The sequence below is a fragment of the Agrobacterium pusense genome, from assembly GCF_013285525.1.
Classification (GTDB): domain Bacteria; phylum Pseudomonadota; class Alphaproteobacteria; order Rhizobiales; family Rhizobiaceae; genus Agrobacterium; species Agrobacterium pusense.
The window spans coordinates 561,754-581,850 of the sequence record NZ_CP053856.1 but is presented as its reverse complement, the minus strand read 5'-3'; the positions used below and the strand labels follow the sequence as shown (position 1 = coordinate 581,850).

Sequence of the window (20,097 nt, the reverse complement as noted above, 5' to 3'; positions counted from 1 at the left end):
CGGCGCCGATATTTTCGCACCGGCTTTCTTTCAGTGGGTTCTGGCGGGCTTGCTGTCTGTCTTGTCGGCACCCGCGAGATCGTCGAGGATGGGGCAATCGGGCCGGTGGTCGCCGCCGCAGCAATGGGCGAGATGGGAGAGGGTTTTCACCATGCTCTTCATTTCGGCGATCTTCTGTTCGAGATCGGCGATGTGGACAAGCGCGATTTCCTTTACCGCCGAACTCTCACGGCTCTTGTCCTGCCAGAGTTTCAGCAGCGTCTCGGTTTCTTCCAATGAAAAACCGAGCGTTCTCGCACGTTTGATGAAGCGCAGGTTATGGACATCCTGCTCTCCATAGACGCGGTAATTATTACCGGTGCGCGCGGCGGGGGTGATGAGGCCGATCTGCTCATAATAACGGATCATCTTGGCGGAAACGCCCGATGCCTCCGATGCCTGGCCGATATTCACGATTTCACCTCCCGATGAGCGACCTTCGCCCGTTTCAACCGCAGCGCATTGGCGAGAACAAAGACGCTGGACAGCGCCATCGCCCCCGCACCGATCATCGGCGACAGCGTGATGCCGAAAGACGGGTAAAGCACGCCCGCCGCAACCGGTATCAGCGCCACGTTGTAACCAAAGGCCCAGAACAGGTTTTCCTTGATGTTGCGCATGGTCGCGCGGCTCATCTCGATGGCGTTGACCGCGCCAAGAAGATCGCCGCCAACCAGCACCACATCGGCGCTTTCGATGGCGACATCCGTGCCGGTGCCGACGGCAATGCCGATATCGGCCTCTGCCAGTGCCGGCGCATCATTGATGCCATCGCCGACGAAAGCCAGCACCTTGCCGCCTGCCCGCATCTCATGGATTGCCTTCACCTTGCCATCAGGCAGCACTTCCGCAACCACACGGGAAATGCCGACCTGCCGGGCTATGGCGTTTGCCGTACGCTCATTGTCGCCCGTCACCATCGCCACTTCGATGCCCATCGCCTGCAACGCCTTGATGGCGGTGACACTTGACGGTTTCAGCGGATCGGCGACGGCGATTGCAGCCGCCAGCCTGCCGTCGATCGCGGCATAAAGCGGCGTCTTGCCTTCATCGCCCAGCCTTGCGGCGGTTTCGGCGAAGACATCAACCGAATGACCCAGTTTGGCCATGTAACGATCCGCACCGACCTCGACCTTGCGGCCATTGACGGTGGCGGCGATACCGTAACCCGTCACGCTTTCGAAGTTCTCGACGGTTGGGGGTTCAAGTCCTGCATGGGTCGCCACCTTCTTTTCCTCCGCAGCCCGGACGATGGCTTCGGCAATCGGATGTTCCGAGCGGCCCTCGACGGCGGCGACCAGCGCCAGCACGTCGTTATCGACAAATCCTTCCGCAACCACGAGATCGGTCAGTTCCGGGCGGCCCTTGGTGACGGTGCCGGTCTTGTCGACCACGACGATCTCAGCCGAGCGCAGTTCCTGCAGGGCCTGACCCTTGCGGAACAGTACGCCCAGCTCCGCTGCCCGGCCGGTGCCGACCATGATGGAAGTCGGCGTGGCAAGACCCATGGCACATGGGCAGGCGATGATGAGCACCGCGACCGCATTGACCAGCGCGAATGTATAGGCAGGTTCGGGACCGAAAATCGCCCAGACGATAAAGGTCAGCACCGCAATCGCAATGACGACGGGCACGAACAGCGCGGTAACCCGGTCGACCAGCAGCTGGATCGGCAGCTTGGAGCCCTGCGCCTCCTCCACCATGCGGATGATCTGCGACAGCATGGTATCGGCGCCCACCTTGGTCGCCTTGAACTTGAAGGCCCCGGTCTTGTTGATGGTGCCGCCAACGACCGCAGCGCCGACCGTCTTTTCAACCGGCACCGGTTCGCCTGAAATCATGGATTCATCGACATAGGACGAGCCTTCGACAACTTCGCCATCCACCGCCAGCCTCTCGCCGGGACGGATGACGACGATATCGCCCATCACCAGATCGTCAGGAGAAATATCGATGGTGGCACCATCGCGCTCTACGCGGGCGGTCTTCGCCTGCAGGCTCATCAGCTTGCGGATGGCGTCTCCGGTGCGGCCGCTGGCGCGGGCTTCGAGAAGCCGTCCGGTCAGGATCAGTGTCACGATGACCGTTGCCGCTTCATAATAGACGAACTGCGCCTCTGCCGGCAGCAGGCCGGGCGCGAAGGTCGCCACGACGGAATAGAGATAGGCGGCAGTAACGCCCAGCGCCACCAGCGAGTTCATTTCCGGCGCGCCGCGCAGCAGGGCCGGAAAACCGGTCTTGAGGAAGCGCAGACCCGGTCCGAAAATCACCAAAGTCGCCAGCACGAAATAGATATAATAGAGGTTCTGCGTGTCGATGATGCCCATCAGCCAGTGGTGCATCGGCTCATAGAGATGGCCGCCCATTTCCAGCACGAAAAGCGGTGCCGTCAGGATGGCGGCGATCGTCAGGTCGCGTTTCAGCGCGCCCTCTTCGCCCGCATGGTGCATATGGTCATGGCCGCCACTTTCACCGGCCGTCGCCATCTGGCTGTGGCCGTGGTGATGCCCCTCGTGCCTGTTGTGGGATTGATGGGAGGAATGGTCGTGCGGCTTTGGCGTCGCCAATGCAAAGCCGGCAAGTTTTGCCGTTTCCACCAGCGCGTCCCGTTCACGCCGGCCGCCGATCGTCTCCACAGCGGCCTTGCCGGCTGCGGTATCGACAGTGGCGTTAATGGTGGTTGCGACGGCTTCCAGAACCGCCTTCAACCGCGCCGCATCCGCATCGCTGTGCAGACCTTCGACGGTAAATTCATGCCGATCCGGTGCAATATCGTAACCCACCTTCTTGATCGCAGCGCCAAGCGTTTTGGCTGAGAAACCTTCAGCCGGCTCGACCGTAAGCTTCTTCGTGGCGAAGTTCACGGAACTCGACATGACGCCGGGCACCTTGGCCGCGGCCGTTTCCACCCGCCGCACGCAGGAAGCGCAGGTCATGCCTTCCACGGGAATGGAAACCGGTTGATTTGGATGGGCGTGTCTGACTGTCTCGTTCATGGGAAATCCCCTTTCGAGACCCTATGTAGGGCTTCCCATGATGGGAAGGTCAAGGGAAGAAGAAATTTTTTGCCGCAAACAAAATCGTGAACGACGCCGCCAGCCACAGGGCGATGAATATGGCAGCAGCCACGCGGCTGACGGGACGGGATTGCGCGGCCGCGGCCGTCAATCGATGCTCCGCCAGCAGTGGCGGCGGCACAAGACGCACCGCAAGGAGGATGCCGAGCGGGACGATGACGAGATCGTCGAGATAACCGATGACGGGAATGAAATCCGGGATGAGATCGATCGGTGAAAGCGCATAGGCGGCGACCAGCATCGCCACCACTTTAGCCAAAAGCGGCGTGCGTGGATCGCGTGCGGCAAGATAAAGGGCGTGAACGTCACGCTTGATGGATTTCGCCCATCGCTTGAGCTTTTCGAGCATGGGAAAGTCCCTGAAACACCCGGTCTGTCGATCCTATGCGTGATCCCCGGGGACTATGCAATGGTCTCTATGATACGATCCGCCTGGCGAGATAAATCGTTGCCCCGCCGCATTGCGGATCGTTGACGACGTGATCCAGAATCCGGAATCCATGCGCGGCCAAAAGGCTTTCGTAATCTTCACGCGCGAGGCTGGCGTGATAAAGTGGCTTGCCCTGGAGGGTACCCATTGCTTCGCCTTGCACTGGCCCGGCAGTGAACATCAGGGCCGCACCTTCATTGGCATGCTGGCGAAAGATACCGAACATCCGGCGCTGATCCTCGGGACACAGGTGAAAAAAGCTGTGCCAGGCAATCAGCCCATCGAAACGGCGGCCGAGGGCCAGTTCGCGCATATCGGCAACCACCCAGAGCTTTTCCGGAAAGCGGCTGCGGCAGAGTTCGATCAGCGGCAGCGAGGCATCCATGCCGGCGACGTCATAACCGTTGGCAATCAAATAGCCAGCGATCGGCTCCCCGGAACCGCAGCCTATATCGAGAATGGAGCCGCCATCGGGCAAAAGCGAGGTGAACCTGTCCAGCCAGGGTTTTTCGACAAGGGAACGACCGCGCTGATTGTCAAAATCAGCACCGTGCTTGGTATAGAGCTCGATGACATCGCGAGAGGCATCCGACATATGCTGATGTCCTTTCCCGTGTGAGGGCCGTCGCCTACCTGTGCACGGCGAGCCGCGGGATATCGCGCAGGAAGGCATCGCGCACGGCGGGGCCGAGCGGCTCGTTTGACGGCTTGTCGGAAACACGCAGCCTCGCGAAGACGATGTGCTGGCCTTCACGCTCCGCCCAGCCGACGAACCAGCCGAAGGGGCGATTGCGGTCGGGATTGCCCTTTTCGTCACGCATGTAGCCGGTTCCGGTCTTGCCGTGCACGGCCCAGCTTTCCGGCGCATCGAAGACCGGTACGATGGCGCGCGTCTTGGCCTGCGCATCGCGGGAGAAAGGCAGATTGCCGGCAAGCAACCGGCGAAGGAAACCGACCTGCTCCACCGGTGAGATGGTAAGCGACGCCCCCAGCCAGGAATGGGTGAGTCCATTGTTCTTGCCAGGCTCGCCCGATACATCCGCATTACCGTAACCGAGACGCTTCACATAGGCGGCGAATTTTTCCGGGCCGAGGCGGCGGGTGATTTCGCGGGAATACCACAGCACCGAATCCTGCTCCCAGATGGTCGGGTCGACCGTCTTGCGGTCGGCGGCGCGCGCCTCCGTGCCAGGTTTCCAGTCCCAGGCGGGCGATTTTTCATCCTGGAGAATACCGGCATCGTAACCGATAAGCGCCAGCGGCACCTTGAAGGTGGAGGCTGGCGCCACCCGCTGGTCGCAGGCGCCCTGCTGGTTGATGATGGCGCCGGTCTCGATTGATGTGACCAGCGTGCATTCGAAGGCCTGGGGCTGTTGCTGGGCGTCAGCGGAAAACGGCAGGAGCCCCGGAAGGGCAAGGCATGAAAGAAAGATGGCGGGCAGCCGGTAGCGCATGCGTTTTGATGTCCCTCGTCCGCTTTTGCGGATCAATTGCCGGAATGGCCGGAAGCTGTCTTTGATTTCAGACAAGTCACAGCCCGAAACCGTGACACGTTTTCGGATGACATGCCTTTAGGAGGCTGATGGGGCAGGAATAGGACCAAAACGAAAATTGCCGTTTTTCATCACGTCCGCTCCTTTTCTCCCGCCCTTTCGCCGACCGTCAGCGGCCAGTCGACCACATAATCCTCGAAGTCGTCAACATCCACATCGGCCTCGCTGACGGTGCGGCCGCGCGCGGAAATGCCGGCCTGATGCACAGTTTCGGTATCGCCGGAGACGAGATAATGCCACCAGTAGAGATCCTTGCCATCGCGCACCAGCGCATAGGCGCAGGTGGGCGGCAGCCAGCCGATCTCGTGAACCTTCTTCAGGTCAAGCTGGATACAATCAGGCACGGTGGCACGGCGGTTCTCGTAATCCGAGCATCGACAGCTCTCGCCGTCGAGCAGCACGCAGCGGACGGAGGTGAACACCACTTCGCCGGTGTCCCAGTCCTCCAGCTTGTTGAGACAGCACAATCCGCAGCCGTCGCACAGGCTTTCCCATTCCTCGCCGGTCATCTCGGTCAGCGATTTGGTTTTCCAGAACGGCGCGTCATTCATCGTTAACATTTCCGTTTCATTTTGATCTCTTGGACGGGAGTGTTTAACCGGTCCCTAATCCTTTATATCGTATCGCCAAGGGCTGGTTTGTACGATATTTTAGCATATTGGCAGGCGGCGAAGGGGTCATTGGCCCGCGAAAGGCCGCCACGTCAAGCACTTCCGACATAACCATGCCACGGTTTTGCGTCGGGAATGGGTTGAAGCGCAGAATATCGACGGTCGCATTGCCTTAAACAGGAAATATCGCCAGGTGCAGGAAGAAAAAGACGATAAAAAAGGCCGCAAAAAACGGCATATCCTGCTCCGGATCGATAGCTTCATCGACTCCGGCCTGTGGACGGCTGCGGCAAGGCTGGTGGATTTCTGGGAAGATGTCACCATCGCCTCCCGCAAGCTGCATGTCCGCGGCTGGAAGAAGCTCCTCGTCAATCTCACCTGCGACGCGCTGACCTTTGGAACGGCGGGATCGGTCGTGCTTCTGGCGCTTGCCATGCCCGCTTTCGAGGAAACCAAGAAGGACTGGCGTTATCGCGGTGACTTCGCAGTCACCTTCCTCGACCGATACGGCAACACCATCGGTCATCGCGGCATCATCCATGAAGACAGCGTGCCGATCGACCAGATGCCTGATCATTTCATCAAGGCGGTGCTGGCGACCGAAGACCGGCGCTTTTTCGACCATTTCGGTATCGATTTCATCGGCCTTGCCCGCGCCATGAGCGAAAACGCCCGCGCCGGCGGCGTGGTGCAGGGCGGCTCGACGCTGACGCAGCAGCTCGCCAAGAACCTCTTCCTCACCAATGAACGCTCGCTGGAGCGCAAGATCAAGGAAGCCTTCCTCGCGCTGTGGCTCGAGACCAACATGTCGAAGAAGGAAATTTTGAGCCTTTATCTCGACCGCGCCTATATGGGCGGCGGCACCTTTGGTGCCGCTGCGGCCGCGCAGTTTTATTTCGGCAAGAACCTCACCGACGTGACGCTTTCGGAATCCGCCATTCTGGCCGGGCTTTTCAAGGCGCCGGCGAAATATGCACCGCATGTCAACCTTCCGGCGGCGCGTGCCCGCGCCAACACCGTGCTTTCCAACCTCGTGCAGAGCGGGCTGATGACCGAGGGGCAGGTGGTCGGCGCGCGCCGCAACCCCGCCACCGTCATCGACCGCGAAGACGTGAAGGCGCCGGATTATTTCCTCGACTGGGCTTTTGACGAAGTGCAGCGGCTGGCCGCCGCGGGCAAGTTCAAGGATCACACCGTCGTCGTCCGCACCACCATCGACACCGGCCTGCAGCAGGCGGCCGAACAGGCGATGGAAATGGGCCTGCGCGAACTCGGCGAAGGGTATCGCGTCAAGCAGGGCGCGATGGTGATGATCGAAAATGGCGGTGGCGTGCGCGCCATGGTGGGCGGCCGCGACTATGGCGAAAGCCAGTTCAACCGCGCCACGGCGGCGCTGCGCCAGCCGGGTTCCTCCTTCAAGGTCTATACCTATTCGGCCGCCATGGAAAAAGGCATGAAGCCGGAAACGCTGATTTCCGACGCGCCGGTAACCTGGCGCGGCTGGTCGCCGCAGAATTACGGCCGCTCCTATGCGGGTAAGGTGACGCTGCAGATGGCGCTCGCCAAGTCCTACAACACTGTGCCGGTCCGCCTCGCCAAGGACGTGCTCGGCACGCAGGTCATCGTCGATACCGCCAAGGCGATGGGTGTCGCCACGCCGCTGCGCAGCGACAAGACCATCCCGCTCGGCACATCGGAAGTGACGGTACTGGATCAGGCCACCGCCTATGCCGTTTTCCCGGCTGACGGCATGCAGTCGCGCCGCCACGGCATCGAGCAGGTGCTGGATTACGAGGGCAATGTTCTCTACGATTTCAGCCATGACGAGCCGCCCGCCAAACGCGTGCTGTCCGTAGACGCCAATTCGAAGATGAACCAGATGCTGGTGACCATTCCCGTGATGGGTACGGCGCGGCGCGGTGCGCTTGACAATGGCATCGTTTCCGGCGGCAAGACCGGCACTTCACAGGCCTATCGCGATGCCTGGTATGTGGGCTTTACCGGCAATTACACCACCGCCGTCTGGTTCGGTAACGACGATTTCACGCCGATGAACAACATGACCGGCGGTGCGCTGCCCGCCATGACCTTCAAGCGGCTGATGGACTATGCCCATCAGGGCATGGAGCTGCGCCCCATCCCCGGCATCCAGAACCCGCTGCCGACCGGCGCCCGACCGCAGCCTTCTGCGGAAGTGGCAGCCGCAGCCAGCAGCACACCCGCCCTGTCGGCCCTCACCCGTCCCCGCTCGCTCTCGGCCGAAGCGACCCGTGTAATCCGCTCCATCGGGCGGAAGATGAAGGAAGCCACGGCGCTGAATGTGACGACGCAGAAGGTGGCGGATGCCGCCATCCGCGATAGCAAAGACGAAGCCGCGCGGCGTTAGGGTGTTTCAGGATCCCTATAAGGTATCGTGAGACTCTAGAAGGAATAACAGGCGGAATCCTGCACGTTTAAACAATCCCTGGTTGCCTCCATGACCGGGATGGTCGATCTGCCATCGACGAAAATGAGGGGCGAAACCAATCCAGACTTCTCCTGCCTGCAAATAATAATATTATTTTACGGCAATTCCTACCCAAACCGTCTTTATCCGAGCCTTTCAAGACGTAATATTCCGCAATATTGTTTTTACACTTCAAGATTGAATGGACCTTGCCAGTCAATTCATGTCTAAGTGGATGCGGTTATCTCTTGTGCGATAACAGCGCGCCCCGGAGGACGGCATGAATGATGCGGCGGAAACGCGCGCGGCGGCGGTTGCTCTCCTCGCCGGACTGTGGTTTGCAGCGGATGCGGCACATGCGCAGGACCCCATGCTGCTGATCGACGAGCCGGGTTTTGAATTGCGCCTGTATTTTCAAGCCGGCATCAATGCCGTTGCCGAACAGAACCTGTTCTGGAACTTTGCCGATCGATTTGCGCCGGACGCCGGCTTCGACAGCGACACGCGCTGGCTTGAGGGCTATTTGATGCCCGGCATCGGTTTTACCGCCGACGCCGGCGACCGGCTTCAGGTCTATGGAAAAATCTCGGCCGTTGCCTCCGGCACGCTCGGCACCGACGCCTTCGATGCCGGTGGCACGGGCGTCGTGACACTCGAAGACGGCTATCTCGGCCTGCGCTCGAAGGCGGAGAGCGGCCCGTTCTTCGATATCTCCCTGGGGCCGCGTCCGTTCAAGACGGGAACGGGCATGCTGATTGCCAATGGCGGATCAAGCGGTTTTGAGCGTGGCGCGTTGAAACTAGGGCCGAGAAAGGCTTGGGAGCAGGCGGCGATCCTCCGGCTCGGCAAGGATGACCTGACGGCCACGGCCTTTTTCATCGACGCGAATGAATTATCCGACAAGGACAGCGGAACGAAGATCGTGGGAACGGATCTGCGTTATGAACCGCAAGAGGGTCGATATGTCGGCGTTACCTTCGGCCATGTGCCGGAATCCGGCTCGCCTTACCCTCGGGCAGCGGCTGGCGGCATCGGCGCGCCGGTCATCATGCCGGGTGCGCGCGAGGGCTTGAGCTTCATCAACGCCTATACCCGTACCAATCCGTTCGACGCGCCATTGCCGGGATTTTTCATCGGCGGCGATATCGCCTATCAATGGAATCCCGACATCGACCTTGCAGCCTGGGGCGGCCGCGCCCAGATCGGCTATGCTTTCGAAGATGTTTCATGGATGCCGACGATCGCCTACAGCTTTCAGACCTTCTCCGGCGACGATCCTTCAACCTCGCGTCTCGAACGCTTCGATCCGCTGTATTACGAAGGCAATCCGAGCGCATGGTCGACGGGCACGAAATCTTCCATGATGTTCCTGAATTCGAACGTCAATGCCCATCAGATCAGCCTGCAGGTGAAGCCAACGCAGGCCGATACATGGACGCTGCGTTACGCGCATATCCGCGCCAACGAGTTGGATAGCCCGATCCAGTTTGGCCAGGGCACGCGGCTCGACGACATTGACGGCACGCCCACCCCGGTTGCGGGCGTCGGCAACCGCCATCTCGCCGATGATCTCTATCTGGAATATTCGCGCATCATCAATGCCAATACCTATCTCACCGCCGGCGTCAGCATTTCATTCCCTGGCAAGGGCATGGATTCCCTGACGGCAGAGCATTCGCCGAACTGGCTTGGAGGTTTCGTCAATGTCATCGTCAATTTCTAGAACCCTGCCCGTCCTTCTTGCAGCCATGGTGCCTGTTCTGGCTTACCCCTATGCCGCTGCCAGTCAGCAAGCCGTGCCGCTTTCAGCCGAGCAGTCGGACCCGCTGAAGCTCGGCTGGATGCAGGGCTTTCCGCCGCCGGAAGACAAGATCATCCGCTTTTCGGACAGCGACTATTTCAACTTTCCGAAATTGCGCTGGACAGTGTGTCACTTCCGCCAGCTGATGCCGACGGTCAATGTCAGCCGTGGGCTCGGCGCGCCAGCGGCCCTTGAGCGCAAGCCCGACCCAGCTATCGACGCCGTGACCTTCCGCCCGACCGGCGGTGAGCAGGACATGACCTGGCTGCAATCGCTTTCGGCCAACTATACCGATGGCATCGTCGTGCTGCACAAGGGAGTGCTTGTCTATGAGCGCTACTCCGGCTGCCTCAACGATACGGGGCAGCACGGGGCGATGTCGGTAACGAAATCGCTGACCGGGCTTCTGGGCGAGATGCTGGTGGCCGAAGGGACGCTGGACGAAAATGCCAAAGTCGCGACCGTCGTTCCCGAACTTGAAAAAAGCGCGTTCGGCGATGCGACGATCCGGCAGGTGCTGGATATGACGACCGGCCTGCGTTACAGCGAGGACTACGCCGATCCCAATGCCGACGTATGGATATATTCCGCCGCCGGCAATCCGCTTCCCAAGCCCGAGGGTTACGAAGGCCCTCGCAGCTATTTCGATTATCTGAAGACGGTGGTGAAGCAGGGAGAACACGGTTCCGCCTTCGGGTACAAGACCATCAACAGCGATGCGCTTGGCTGGATCATTGCCCGCGCCTCGGGAAAATCGGTTGCAAAGCTGCTTTCCGAGCGCATCTGGAGCCGGATGGGCGCCGAACAGGACGCCTATTACACCGTCGATTCCACCGGCACGCCTTTTGCCGGCGGCGGGCTGAATGCCGGCCTGCGCGACATGGCGCGCATCGGCCAGCTGCTACTGGACGGCGGTATGATGGGCGGCGAGCGGCTCATTCCCCAAAAGGCGATCGACGCCATCCGTCAAGGCGGCGACAAGGCGGTTTTCGCAAAAGGCGGATATCCGGCGCTGCAGGGTTGGAGCTATCGCGCCATGTGGTGGATCACCCACAATGCCAACGGCGCTTTCATGGCGCGTGGGGTGCACGGCCAGGCGATCTATGTCGATCCCGCGGCCGACATGGTCATCGCACGGTTCTCGTCGCATCCTGTTGCCAGCAACGCCGCCAACGATGCGACATCCTTGCCAGCTTATGAGGCTGTGGCCCGTTATTTGATGGAACGGGCGGGGAAGCAGTGAGGGCAGAGCGGTGAAGTCGGGGCGAATCGACTGAAGTTTTCCGTCGGAGTGTGTGGCTCACCCCCCTCTGTCCTGCCGGACATCTCCCCCACAAGGAGGGAGATCGGCAAGACGCTCTACCGCCACTTCAATCTCAAACGTTGAGATGGGCGAGACCTGGCCTCGGGTCGATCTCCCTCCTTGTGGGGGAGATGTCCGGCAGGACAGAGGGGGGTAAGCCGCAAGCTCCACGCTCCGCGATGCCTCACACCAACAACGTCGCCCTAGCCGTCCCCACCACCATATCTGTCAACCCCGCCAGCCTTTCCGCCGCAAGCCGGTTAACCTGCCAATAGAGCGGGATATCGAGCGGCGTGCCGGGAACGACCTCCATCAGCCGCCCTGCCTGCAAATGCTCCCCCACCAATTGAACCGGATTGAGCCCCCAGCCCATGCCGGCAAGGCTCGCCTTCACAAATCCATCGGTCGAAGGCAACCAGTGCGTCGGGTAGACAATGTCTTCACCCAGCACCTCCCTTACCCAGCTCGCCTGCAGCCGGTCCTTCTGGTTGAAGGTCAAGCCCGGCGCGCAGGCGAGCGTTGCTGATGTTACCCCTTCGGCAAAATGGCGGGTCATGAAATCCGGGCTGGCGGTCGCGTGATATCTGAGTACACCGAGCGGCGTTACCCGGCACCCCTGCACCGGCTTGTCATGGGCGGTCACGGCGGCGAGCACCCTGCCCGCGCGCAGCCATTCCACCGTGTGATCCTGATCGTCGACGGCGATATTAACGAGATAATCGCTGCTACCGGTGAATTTCGACACCGCATCCAGAAACCATGTGCCCAGGCTGTCGGCATTGGTGGCGATGTTGAGCGTCACCCGCTCCTGCGCCGCTCCCGCTTCCGCCAAGGCCGGTAGCTGGCGGAACAATTCGCTTTCCAGCATGCCGACGTGATCCATGTGACGGCAGAGCCACTCACCCTTTTCCGTTGCAACGCAGGGGTTACCGCGCACGATCAACACCACGCCCAGCCGCTCCTCCAGTTGCTTGACACGCTGGGAAACGGCCGATGGCGTGACATGCAGTGCCTGCGCCGCCTTTTCAAAGCTGCCGGTCTGAACAACCAGCGCCGCAGCGCGCATTGCGGGATAGTCCAGCATTAGTAGTTCTTATCCTGACTGAGATCGTTTAATTTGATTAATCCGTCATGGAGAAATATCCAAGCCCTGCTTCATATCATTTCGACAAAAAGCGGTAGCGGGCGTGGACATCCAGATCTTCTTTACCGGCCTCACCATGGGCCTCAGTCTCATCGTCGCCATCGGCGCGCAGAATGCCTTTGTGCTGAAACAGGGGCTGGCGCGCTCGCATGTGTTTGCCGTCTGCGCCACCTGTGCGATATCGGATGCGCTGCTGATTACCGTCGGCGTGTTCGGTTTCCAGCGGATCAGCGCCATCATGCCGGCGCTTGATCCCATCATGCGTTATGCCGGCGCCGCCTTCCTCATCTGGTATGGTGCCAAAAGCCTGCACTCGGCTTTGCGTTCGTCGGAAGCGCTGTCAGTGGCCGAGCGACGGGAAGCGAGCCTGTGGCAGACGCTGGCCATCTGCCTGGCCCTCACCTTCCTCAATCCGCATGTCTATCTTGACACGGTCGTGCTGCTCGGCACGATTTCCACGCAGTTTCCCGGCTTTGAAAAGACCTTTGCCACAGGGGCGGCCACCGGCTCGCTGCTGTTCTTCTTTTCGCTGGGCTACGGAGCGCGCTGGCTGCGACCGATCTTCGAAAAACCTTCCGCCTGGCGCATCCTCGAAGGCGTCATCGCCATCACCATGTGGGCCATCGCCTTCAAGCTCGTCATGGGCGCATAGGCCAGGAATTTCGCGCTCCAGTCACTTTCACGAGGACTAAACAAGCCGCGCCATTTTCCAAACAGGGAATCAGTGATAGTCCTCGACCTGTTCATAAACGGGAAAACAGCGTGTTCCGAGTTCCATTCCTTGTCGGCATCGCCCTTCTGATCGCCTTTGGCGGCGGTATTGCCGCAACGCTCGCGGCGCTTGAAGCGACCTCCGGTTTCGGTTCGATCCGCATCGGCTCCTGGGACGCGTTTCCGGAAGCGCAGACGATCGAGGCCGACCCTTATGCCAAGTCGCATCGCGCTGACGCCGGCAAGCTGCTTTACGGAACGGCGGAGGGGCTGGCCTTCACCGCGTCCGTCGACAGCGAGGGCCAGCGCCTGAGCGGCGAATGCCGCTACCGGCTGGCCGGGGCTGTGCCACCAGCACGTTTCTGGACGCTTTACACCGCCGATCAGCAGGGCAACGTGCTGGCTGAGGATGCCGGACGGCCATTCGCGCTCAATTCCCGCACGCTTCTGCGCAGCGCCGATGGCGGCATAGACATCACCATTGCTCCGGATGCCCAGACCTATAACTGGCTCGCGGTGCCTCAGGGACAGACCTTCAAGCTCGTCCTGACCCTGCTCGACACGCCTGTGGCCGGCAGTTCCGGCCTGATCGACATTTCCATGCCGCAGATCCGCAAGCTGGGGTGTGGCAATGCTTAGGGTCCTGCTCGCCATCGTCACCGGTCTCGTCGGCGCGGCCGTGCTGCATGTCATCATTCTCCTGGCGATACCGCACTTCAGCAATCGCGACGCCTATACGCGGGCAGTGGCGGAAGGAAAACCGCACCTGTTCCATCTGCTTGAAGAAACGACGGAAAAAAAGACGATGGGCAGCGGCGATCCCTTCATGCGGGTGGCCGTATGCACCTTCAATATTGAGGAACAGCCGATCCGGCTGACCGCCATCGGGGCCGTGCCCTTCTGGTCCGTGGCGGTTTACGACAAGGCCTCGAACGAGGTGTTCAGCATGAATGACCGCACATCCGCCGCCGGCGTCATGGATATTCTGGTGGCAGATGCGGTGCAGATCGCCGCCATCCGCAAGGCGCAACCGCCCGCGCTTTCACAGGCAATTCTGGCGGAATCGGATCAGACGGAAGGATATGTGGTTTTGAGGACCCTCGTACCGCAGCCGAGTTTCGGCGAAGAGGCGGAACGGTTCCTGAACGAGGCAAAGTGCCAGCCGACGCCGTGGAAATAACGGCGGCTTATTTTTATTAATCAGGATTTCAAGGCGGTTTCCGGTGCGGATTTGCCCTTGCGCGCAACCTTGCCTGCCGGCTCGCTGTCGCGTTTCTCATAACGAACGCCGGTGAACAGAACCACTTTCGCGGGGCCGATCATCGTGCTGACCACGCCTGCGGGACGCAGACTTCGTCGGGCGTCAACAAGTGGAATAATGTCTGCCATGCTCTTCTCCTCTTCGGGAGTCAATGTTGCCCATGGGAACCGCGCAAGCCTCGTCTTGCGTCGGGAATTTCATCACCATCACATTGCGCATAATCCAGCCCACAGGCTGGTTTTCGCATATCCCTGAAAACCATCGCGGGTTTTAACGCTGGGCCATGCGGACATTCAGGCATCAGACGCCGGTTCGGCTCTTATTCCGGATTTCAGAATAACATGGAATCCTAATACTGCCCATGAAATTACAAACAGACAGAGGTTAATGATCCGTTAACCCTAATGACCGGGTGGCGTTTTCTCCTTTGCCGAGCCACACCCGTTGAAAACAAAGGCGAGGCCGCAAAGTTCCGCGGCATTTTCCCAACCACACGATTTTAAAATTTGCCTGTTGATATTGGCGGTTTCTCTCTTGGTGGCACCCATAGTTAACAGGACGTCAACGGATTTGCTCTAAATTGAACCGATATTGTGTTTGCGTTTGTTGGGTAGTGCGTTGACCGACCGGTTTCGAGAACTTGAGAGGCCAAGAGCCGTGAGGAAGAAAGATGTGGTGCTGATGGCCACCGTGACGAATTTCGAGAATGTTCCCCTTCCGTCAAAAACGGATCTCCGGCAATTCGCCGAACTTTTCATGCCGCTTTTTAATGCCTCCACCGATGAAGCCAAGCGGGAGGCAATTGCCGCCCTTTCGCAGCACCCGAACGTGCCTTCCGCGGTTGCCTTCTTCATTGCCTGCCAGCCGATTTCGCTTGCGGCTCCTTTCCTCATTGCCTCGAAGTGCCTCGACGACGACACGCTCATCACCATTGCCCGCACGCAAGGGGCCGCCCACGCACGCGCCATCGTCCGGCGGGAGGACCTCTCCCCCACCGTCATCGACGCGCTCGTGGGCCTGCGGCACATCGAAGACCTCAAGCGACCGCAAGAGGAAACGCCTGCCACTGAGCCGCCGGCAGCGGTGAGCATCGAAGCGCCGAAGGCGGAAGTGAAGACGGACAACATCGCCGCGGCTTCCGCGCTCGAAGAAGAAATGCGCCAGCGGATCAAGCAGATGGCGCGCCATCTCAACCGCCCGGAAAGCGATGTCCTCGGCCTTCGCCGCCTCAGCGAGGTGCAGGACGCGCTGCTGGTGCGTTTCGCCCGCGAACGCAATGCGCGGCAGTTCGCGGTGGCGCTGGCAGATTCCCTCTCCTCCAGCTACTGGCTGTCGGAGCGCATCATGCTCGATATATCGGGCGCGCAGCTTGCCACCACGCTGACCGGCCTCGGCATGGAATTTTCCGAGGCCGCCTTCGTCTTGCAGTGCTTCTATCCGCATCTTTCCGCCGCGGAAGGCGATATGAGCCGGGCGGAAGCCCTGCTTGACCGTCTCAACACCGTGGAATGCGAAGAGCGGCTGGAAAGCTGGCGGCGCGCCGACAGCTACACCCATGGCCGCGAGCGGCCGGGCCGTAGCGCACCGGCTGCGCAGAGAACCGGGACGCAGGGTTAAGCGGGCTGGCCTTGCATCTTCAGTAGTGCGAGGTCATTCGCGGATGGAGAACCGGATTCCACTTTCCCTGGTTCTAGGCTTTGGGCTGATCCACCAGCGTCAGCAACGTTCCGATGTCATCGGTTTCGATCTCCACGACCCACAGGTCGCTGTCGAACCGCCGCTCCCTTTCCAGCAGGGCAGCACTTTCCTCGCCCTCGACACCGGCCAGACGCGTTTCGAAACGGCGCTCGGCGCGGATGATGTCCTCGTCCTCAGCGAAACTTTGCGGGGCGGGTCCATAGAGGTTCTCGCGGCCGTCACGCAGCCGCTGGCGAACGAAGATAGCGCCCGCCTCCTCCGCACCCTTCTTTTCGACAGCGGCAAATCCACCGGCAGCGAAGACGCGGCGGATGAGGGCTGAGACGAACATTTCGGATTTGAGGCGCATGGGTTTGCTTTCGATTTTTGCGCTGCCTAGGTGGGCGGGGTTTCGATGTTGATTTTTAAGCTGACGAAGGTGTGCGTGGCTTTACCCCCCTCTGCCCTGCCGGGCATCTCCCCCTCAAGGGGGGAGATCGGCAAGCGGATAAGTCTCGCCCATCTCAACACTTGCGAATGAAGTGGTGGTAGCGCCTCCTGCCGATCTCCCCCCTTGAGGGGGAGATGCCCGGCAGGGCAGAGGGGGGTAGAGCCACACACGCCCCACGCTGCCGTCAAAGCCTCAAAGCGCCCCGATAGACTTCAGCTTCTTCAGCACAGCCTCGCTCGGCTCACCGGTTTCCGGCAAGCGATAATGTTTCTCGAACGCCCTGATGGCATTGCGGGTCTGCTGGCCGGCCACGCCGTCCACCTTCACGTCGGCATAGGCGATATTGATCAGCCCCTGCTGGATCTTGGCGATGAGATCGCGGCTTGCGGGTTTCGCGGCGCCGTTGAGGGAGACCGGTTCGGCCTTGGGATGCGGCGCTTCCGCCTTGCGAATGGCGGCGGCAACGGGGTCGATTTCGACACCGCCGCTGCTATCGGCAGGCCGGTCCTTCGGGATCGCGGCAACCGTTGCGCCATCGATCCTGAGCGCCGCCAGCACCCGGCTTGTCGGCTCGCCGGTCTGTTCCATGCCGAGCGTTTCTTCAAAGAACATAATGGCGGCGGCCGTCTTCGGTCCCATGCGACCGTCCGCCTCGCCCTCATAAAGCCCGCGCTTCTTGAGTTCGCCCTGAATGTCGGCGACGATCTGCTGCGGTTTCTGGCTTTCGGCGACGGGTTGCGCCGGCGTTTCGGCCGCAGGCTGCTGCTGTGCCGTTTCCGTTTCTGCCGGGCGCTCTATGCGGAATGTGGTGACGTTGCCATGGGTGCCGAGTGGTTCGGCCGGGCGGTAACCGGCGATGCCGTTCGGGTTTTCCGCATCGCGCGTGCGCAGGAAGGGCGACGGGTGCACACCAGGCTGGTACCAGAGCGCATTGGCGGCGACAAAACCGAAGACGACCGCGAAGGCACCGCAGCCGCCCACCAGTTTCGGATGGCGCAGGATTTCGCGCCCGATGGCCGAAACCACCAAGGAAACAATCCCGGCGCCAATCTGGGCCGTTGTTTTCTTAGGCGATTTTCGCTTTCGCGGGGCCATCGTCACCGTCCTTTCTCATTTTCGCGGTCATGTCGCCAAGCTGCCGAATGCGCGGTGGGAACTCCACCATGCTTTCGGCGTCAGCGCTTTCGCCGCCACCCGCCATGCCGGAACCATCGGCAGGCAAAGTGATCGTTACGACCGTCCCCTCGCCGGGCTTGCTGGCGATGGCGAATGTGCCGCCATGCAGAGCCACGAGCCCCTTGACCAGGGACAATCCCAGACCCGTGCCTTCATAGCGACGGGTATATTCATTCTGAACCTGCATGAAGGGCTGGCCCAGCAGTTCAATCTTGTCAGACGCGATGCCGATGCCGGTGTCGCTTACCGTCAATTTCAGCATTGCGCCTTCGCGCGCAGCGTCGATCGATACCACACCACCGGCATCGGTGAATTTTATGGCATTGCCAGCGAGGTTAATGAGAACCTGACGGATGGCGCGCTGATCGGCCGAGATTTCACCGATGCCGCGCTGGATGCGGCTGGTCAGGGTCAGGCCCTTTTCTTTCGCCTGAAGGCCTAGCATCGCTTCGCAGGACGAGATGGTTTCCGCAATCGGGAAGCTTTCCATCATCAGCTCGTAACGGCCGGCTTCCAGCTTGCTCATATCGAGCATTGTGTTGACGACGGACAGAAGATGGGCGCCAGACTGGCGGATGAGGCCGACATATTCCCGCTGACGGTCGTTCTCCAGCCGTCCGAAATATTCGCCGGCGAGAATATCGGAGAAACCGAGGACGGCATTGAGCGGCGTGCGCAGTTCATGGCTGACGGCAGCGAGGAAACGCGACTTGGCGTCATTGGCGGATTCCGCCTCGGCTGCCTTGCGGGCGACATCGCGGCGCAGACGCTCCATCTCGGTAATATCGGTGAGCTGGGCGACGATGCGGCGCAGGCGACCTGTCGCGCCGCGAATGGCGGTCATCTCGATACGGGCGTGCATGAATTGCGCCTGGCGCGATTTCGCACCGGTCTCGAAGCGGAGTTCGGCGGTTGCCCTGTCCTCACCCTGCCGCAGGACGTCGAAAGCCTGCATCAGTTCGATACGATCGGAGACATAGACATATTCAACGAGGATATGTCCTTTGCTGGCTTGAAGGTCGGCCGGGAATGCCGCGCAATCGCGACCGGACACGTGTTCGACGAAGCCGGTTTCACCGATCACCAGCACCAGACCCGGCACCTGCGATGCCGCGATCAGATCGTCGTTCACCGAGGAAACCGAATGAGCGGATGCGCCGTGCGCAGAATGGGAGAAGGCGATCAGCAGGGCGGCGGCGGCCAGAAACAGCGCCAGCACCAGGGCCGCACCGATGGGCAGCGCGATGGCGGGGCTGACGACGAGGCTGAAAATGGCTGGTACAACCACAAGGCCGACGGCGCTGAAGGCAATCAGCCAGCGCAGGCGCGCAACGGTCCCGGCGCGCCTTTCGGCGTCCTCTTCCATGCGCGCAAGCCATCTGCCCGCTGCATGGTCGACCAGTGCGACCGCTTTTTCTCTCATATTACGCAATACCAAACCCGAATCCTGAAGGCGGTTCCAACGGCTCCGACAATAGAAGGCGGCGGCTTAAGGAATGGATAAAAAGAATGGGCTGAAAAGCCCGTCAAATGCGTGACAGTCCCATTACGGGGCATTTCCAGGAAGCTTTGCCAATCATGGTTAATGACGGGTAAGCGACGGATTTCGCTTCATTTTTGCCATCGCGTTAACTTTTGCGGCAGAGTTTTTCGCCGCTTTCGCCCGGAACGCGCGGCCTCTGTCGCAATTATGCTTAACATGGACCGTTAAAATGCGAGTGAATTGATGGCCGCCGTCCCGATCCGAGGAGAATAGATACAATTTGAATTAAATTGCGCCGCTTTTTGCAATCGGCTGTTCGCCGGTCGTCTGTAGGTTGTTCACAAGCCCGAAAAACGGGACAAAGGCCGATGACCCGAAACCGGGCGGGGCTTTCGAAAACAAAGATCATCTGGCAGGGTGTCTGACAATGTGGTTTCTGATCAAAGGAACATTCTGGTTTTCGCTGGTACTGGTGGCGCTGTCCTATTTCGGCAGCAGCAACGATCCGGCCAAGGAACCTTCGGCGTTCGATATTCCCAGCGCCGTTTCGGCTGCCGGCGAGGCCTATCGTTATGTCAGCGCCATCTGCATCGAAAAGCCCGATGTCTGCATCAAGGGCGCCGAAACCTTCCATGCGCTGGGCGAACGGGCAAAGGAAGGCGCAAAGGTTGCCTATGAACTGCTGGACAAGCAGCTTGCCTCCGGGGACAAGCCCGCCGATGTTGCCGACGTTGCGGCAGAAGCCGAAAAGCTTGCAGCGGCACCCGTTGTCAGCGTCGAGTTTCCCGCAGATGCCGACATGCTGAAGACCGGCACCGTCATTCCCCTGCCGCAGAAGCGCCCTGCTCCCTGATCCTGCCGGCCACCGCGCCCGCCTTTATTGCGGATGGATATTTCCTTCCGCCACTGCCTGCCAAACTTGCCCACGGAACCT

Annotated in this window: 19 protein-coding genes; 8 read left to right on the top strand and 11 right to left on the bottom strand. The window is 60.5% G+C overall.

Translation table 11 applies throughout. From position 1 onward, the window contains the following. Window positions 1–30 precede the first annotated feature (30 nt). The 6 genes from cueR to HQN82_RS02815 all read right to left on the bottom strand — a co-directional run bounded on the left by cueR (window position 31) and on the right by HQN82_RS02815 (window position 5,650). Window positions 31–453 (bottom strand): Cu(I)-responsive transcriptional regulator, encoded by a 423-nt coding sequence (gene cueR, locus HQN82_RS02840; protein WP_004440702.1) that lies wholly within the window; start codon window positions 451–453, stop codon window positions 31–33. Next, complete coding sequence (locus HQN82_RS02835) at window positions 450–3,035, bottom strand: heavy metal translocating P-type ATPase (protein ID WP_173614529.1); 2,586 nt, start codon at window positions 3,033–3,035, stop codon at window positions 450–452. Before HQN82_RS02835 ends, cueR begins: the two co-directional genes overlap by 4 nt. Window positions 3,036–3,084: 49 nt before the next feature. After that, complete coding sequence (locus HQN82_RS02830) at window positions 3,085–3,465, bottom strand: YkvA family protein (RefSeq protein WP_004440697.1); 381 nt, start codon at window positions 3,463–3,465, stop codon at window positions 3,085–3,087. Window positions 3,466–3,532: 67 nt separating this feature from the next. After that, entirely contained in the window at window positions 3,533–4,141 is a 609-nt protein-coding gene (locus HQN82_RS02825) for a class I SAM-dependent DNA methyltransferase (RefSeq protein ID WP_173614528.1), read from the bottom strand. Window positions 4,142–4,175: 34 nt separating this feature from the next. Continuing rightward, window positions 4,176–5,000 (bottom strand): class D beta-lactamase, encoded by an 825-nt coding sequence (blaOXA, locus tag HQN82_RS02820; protein ID WP_037091572.1) that lies wholly within the window; start codon window positions 4,998–5,000, stop codon window positions 4,176–4,178. A gap of 170 nt (window positions 5,001–5,170) precedes the next feature. Beyond that, window positions 5,171–5,650, bottom strand: coding sequence for a YcgN family cysteine cluster protein (locus HQN82_RS02815; protein ID WP_003497144.1), 480 nt, complete (start codon window positions 5,648–5,650; stop codon window positions 5,171–5,173). A 253-nt stretch (window positions 5,651–5,903) separates the two neighbouring features. On the opposite strand from HQN82_RS02815, the gene HQN82_RS02810 reads away from it, so the two are divergent. The 3 genes from HQN82_RS02810 to HQN82_RS02800 all read left to right on the top strand — a co-directional run bounded on the left by HQN82_RS02810 (window position 5,904) and on the right by HQN82_RS02800 (window position 11,200). Further along, window positions 5,904–8,096, top strand: coding sequence for a transglycosylase domain-containing protein (locus HQN82_RS02810; protein WP_173614527.1), 2,193 nt, complete (start codon window positions 5,904–5,906; stop codon window positions 8,094–8,096). A gap of 340 nt (window positions 8,097–8,436) precedes the next feature. Next, entirely contained in the window at window positions 8,437–9,879 is a 1,443-nt protein-coding gene (locus HQN82_RS02805; RefSeq protein ID WP_173614526.1) for an alginate export family protein, read from the top strand. A gap of 25 nt (window positions 9,880–9,904) precedes the next feature. Then, a complete protein-coding gene (locus HQN82_RS02800; protein ID WP_173614989.1) occupies window positions 9,905–11,200 on the top strand; it encodes a serine hydrolase domain-containing protein in 1,296 nt (431 codons plus the stop codon). Window positions 11,201–11,444: 244 nt separating this feature from the next. Here the strand turns inward: HQN82_RS02800 and HQN82_RS02795 are convergent, their stop codons facing one another. Next, window positions 11,445–12,344, bottom strand: coding sequence for a LysR family transcriptional regulator ArgP (locus HQN82_RS02795; RefSeq protein ID WP_173614525.1), 900 nt, complete (start codon window positions 12,342–12,344; stop codon window positions 11,445–11,447). Window positions 12,345–12,447: 103 nt separating this feature from the next. On the opposite strand from HQN82_RS02795, the gene HQN82_RS02790 reads away from it, so the two are divergent. The 3 genes from HQN82_RS02790 (at window position 12,448) to HQN82_RS02780 (ending at window position 14,295) form a co-directional block, all read left to right on the top strand. Continuing rightward, window positions 12,448–13,056 carry a LysE/ArgO family amino acid transporter gene (locus HQN82_RS02790; protein ID WP_173614524.1) on the top strand — a complete coding sequence of 203 codons (609 nt, stop codon included), beginning with the start codon at window positions 12,448–12,450 and terminating at the stop codon, window positions 13,054–13,056. Window positions 13,057–13,166: 110 nt separating this feature from the next. Then, window positions 13,167–13,754, top strand: a complete 588-nt coding sequence (locus HQN82_RS02785; protein WP_004440683.1) for a DUF1214 domain-containing protein — start codon at window positions 13,167–13,169, stop codon at window positions 13,752–13,754. Continuing rightward, window positions 13,747–14,295: a DUF1254 domain-containing protein gene (locus tag HQN82_RS02780; RefSeq protein WP_045532454.1), complete on the top strand. Its 549-nt coding sequence runs from the start codon at window positions 13,747–13,749 to the stop codon at window positions 14,293–14,295. Before HQN82_RS02785 ends, HQN82_RS02780 begins: the two co-directional genes overlap by 8 nt. Window positions 14,296–14,315: 20 nt before the next feature. Here HQN82_RS02780 and HQN82_RS02775 read toward each other — a convergent pair whose 3' ends face one another. Next, the gene (locus HQN82_RS02775) at window positions 14,316–14,504 is read right to left on the bottom strand and encodes a hypothetical protein (RefSeq protein WP_004440680.1); all 189 of its coding nucleotides are present in this window, start codon (window positions 14,502–14,504) and stop codon (window positions 14,316–14,318) included. Between the two features lie 553 nt (window positions 14,505–15,057). Between HQN82_RS02775 and HQN82_RS02770 the strand changes: the two genes are divergently transcribed. After that, entirely contained in the window at window positions 15,058–15,993 is a 936-nt protein-coding gene (locus tag HQN82_RS02770; RefSeq protein ID WP_202049000.1) for a DUF2336 domain-containing protein, read from the top strand. 73 nt (window positions 15,994–16,066) lie between these two features. On the opposite strand, the gene HQN82_RS02765 is transcribed toward HQN82_RS02770, so the two are convergent. The 3 genes from HQN82_RS02765 to HQN82_RS02755 form a co-directional block, all read right to left on the bottom strand. Beyond that, a complete protein-coding gene (locus HQN82_RS02765) occupies window positions 16,067–16,423 on the bottom strand; it encodes a DUF1491 family protein (RefSeq protein ID WP_045532458.1) in 357 nt (118 codons plus the stop codon). A gap of 273 nt (window positions 16,424–16,696) precedes the next feature. Next, window positions 16,697–17,599 carry a peptidoglycan-binding domain-containing protein gene (locus tag HQN82_RS02760; protein WP_153776751.1) on the bottom strand — a complete coding sequence of 301 codons (903 nt, stop codon included), beginning with the start codon at window positions 17,597–17,599 and terminating at the stop codon, window positions 16,697–16,699. Continuing rightward, a complete protein-coding gene (locus HQN82_RS02755; protein WP_112765586.1) occupies window positions 17,571–19,103 on the bottom strand; it encodes a sensor histidine kinase in 1,533 nt (510 codons plus the stop codon). Before HQN82_RS02755 ends, HQN82_RS02760 begins: the two co-directional genes overlap by 29 nt. 487 nt (window positions 19,104–19,590) lie before the next feature. Here HQN82_RS02755 and HQN82_RS02750 point away from each other — a divergent pair, with 487 nt between their 5' ends. Then, the gene (locus tag HQN82_RS02750) at window positions 19,591–20,016 is read left to right on the top strand and encodes a DUF5330 domain-containing protein (protein WP_004440675.1); all 426 of its coding nucleotides are present in this window, start codon (window positions 19,591–19,593) and stop codon (window positions 20,014–20,016) included. Window positions 20,017–20,097 lie beyond the last annotated feature (81 nt).